The organism is Candidatus Dactylopiibacterium carminicum (assembly GCF_014736495.1).
GTDB lineage: Bacteria > Pseudomonadota > Gammaproteobacteria > Burkholderiales > Rhodocyclaceae > Uliginosibacterium > Uliginosibacterium carminicum.
On sequence record NZ_MDUX01000119.1, the window covers coordinates 1 to 2,006 of the forward strand.

Sequence of the window (2,006 nt, forward strand, 5' to 3'; positions counted from 1 at the left end):
TGAAAAACAGTATTTCATGAAGCTCGGGGCTGTCTAGGAAACCCGGGGCGATTCACTGTGCAGCCAGCCAAGTCGCATAAAATCCTCCCAACGAGCTACCGATCAGAGTTGGTATTTGTCCTGTTTTCAGACAATCCCGAATCGCAGCATCGATCCGTCCGATCGCTTCGCAGGGAACTGGCGGGAGCTGATCGCACCACAACCGATCTCTCAGCCCCAATTGCTCCATACGGACAGCAAGCTGCTGCACTTTCTGCGACTGCGGACCAGAACGGAAACCGTGGAGATAGAAGATCACTGTTCCACCCAATGGACCAGATCAAGCTGCCAAGTCATTAATACGATCACACCGAAAGCAATGCGGTACCAAGCAAATATACGGAAACTGTGCTGAGAGACGAAACGGATCAACCAACGCACCACCAAAAAGGCAGAAAGAAAAGAGGCCGTCATACCAACCGCCCACATGCCCAGATCATCGAACGACAACAACTCGCGTTCCTTGTACAGCGAATATAGACTGGCAATGCCCAATGTGGGGATTGCCAGGAAAAAAGTGAATTCCGTAGCCGCCTTGCGTGACAATCCAAACAGCATCCCGCCGATGATAGTCGCACCACTGCGCGAAGTGCCCGGGATCAGCGAAAAGCATTGCGCAATACCGACCTTCAGCGCATCCAGCCAGTTCATGTCCTCAATGCGTGCCACACGCTCGCATTGATCCTTGCGCTCCGCCCAAAGAATTACGAAAGCACCAAGGATGAAGCTGGTTGCCACAACGGGGGCATTGAAGAGGTGGGCCTTGAGCCAGCCACCGAACATCAAGCCAAGAGCAGCCAGGGGAACGAACGCAATGCCGACGTTGATGAACAGCGCCCTCGCCTGCGGATCATGCGGCAGGCCCTTCACAGCACAACCGAGCCTTGCCCTGAACTCCCAGACAACCGCGAGAATGGCGGCGGCCTGGATCACGATCATGAACAGCTGCGCGCGCTCGTCACTGAAATCGAGCAGCGACCCTGCGAGAATCAGATGCCCTGTCGACGAGATCGGCAGGAATTCAGTCAGGCCCTCGACCACACCAAGGACGGCGGCCTTCAACAGCAATAGAAGATCCATAGGAGAAGCAACGCAGCTGGCAAAGATACGATTATCCCTTACGCGACACCATGACTCCAGCTGACGTCGGGCCTGACAACAAGATCAATGTGCCAGAAGGTACCAGGCCGCGGCGATCAGGAGTACGAAAACCCCCAGAATCACAGACATCACGGGGAATTCGCGTGCAGCTTAGGGGCCACTGCTGGCTTGCTGACGCAGCATGAGTTCATGTAAGGATTCCCCCTGACGTTTCCCGCTTCGCGTCGATTTTGGCAGCGCCCTCACGACACTCTCCTCCAGCGGTACGACTATCGTAGGCTCACTCCCCTGTCCACCACCTCCCGGGACAGCCGTCGGCCTGTACAGTGCAGGAAGTGTCGCTCCACATCTGCCACAACGCGGGACGTGTGCTTGGTAATGCCCGCATTCGGGGCAATTCAGGTGCCCATGTTCAGCACCTGCTGCATAGCCATGCGCGCTGTTGGCGCGTGCAACAGGTTTGATCGGGTCCGGCGGGGCGATGACAGCTGGGGGTTCGGCAGGCGCCGGTTCGGGCAGATCCTGCCCATAGGCGGAAAACGGCGTCCCCGAAAGATCGCAGGCCGTCCGCAACAAACCTCCGAAAGACTGCTCATCTTCACTGCGAACGGGCAGCCCATCATTGGCGGATGTCTCACCAAGCACCAGCAACTCAGGCTCCAGTTCCACACGCATACCGAAAGCCGCAAGATCGGCTGAATCGCCCCCGGTTCACTAGACACTTCGAAGCCTTAAGCTGGCAACCAAGTGGAGGTGTCTATGAGTAGCAAGCGATACACGGAAGAGTTCAAGATTGAAGCGGTCAAGCAAGTGACCGATCGCGGACATAGCGTTGCGGACGTTGCCGGGCGACTGGATGTGAGCAT

Annotated in this window: 3 protein-coding genes; 1 reads left to right on the forward strand and 2 read right to left on the reverse strand. The window is 56.7% G+C overall.

Going from position 1 to position 2,006, the window contains the following annotated elements:
* Window positions 1-52 precede the first annotated feature (52 nt).
* Both BGI27_RS17705 and BGI27_RS17710 read right to left on the reverse strand, forming a co-directional pair.
* The gene (locus BGI27_RS17705; RefSeq protein WP_095526088.1) at window positions 53-298 is read right to left on the reverse strand and encodes a YqiA/YcfP family alpha/beta fold hydrolase; all 246 of its coding nucleotides are present in this window, start codon (window positions 296-298) and stop codon (window positions 53-55) included.
* On the reverse strand, window positions 295-1,119 hold the full coding sequence (locus BGI27_RS17710) for an undecaprenyl-diphosphate phosphatase (RefSeq protein ID WP_095526089.1): 825 nt from the start codon (window positions 1,117-1,119) through the stop codon (window positions 295-297). The genes BGI27_RS17705 and BGI27_RS17710 overlap by 4 nt, the downstream gene beginning before the upstream one ends.
* 780 nt (window positions 1,120-1,899) lie before the next feature.
* Between BGI27_RS17710 and BGI27_RS17715 the strand changes: the two genes are divergently transcribed.
* Window positions 1,900-2,006, forward strand: a 107-nt coding sequence (locus BGI27_RS17715) for a transposase (RefSeq protein ID WP_141239830.1), incomplete at its 3' end; no start/stop codon positions are given.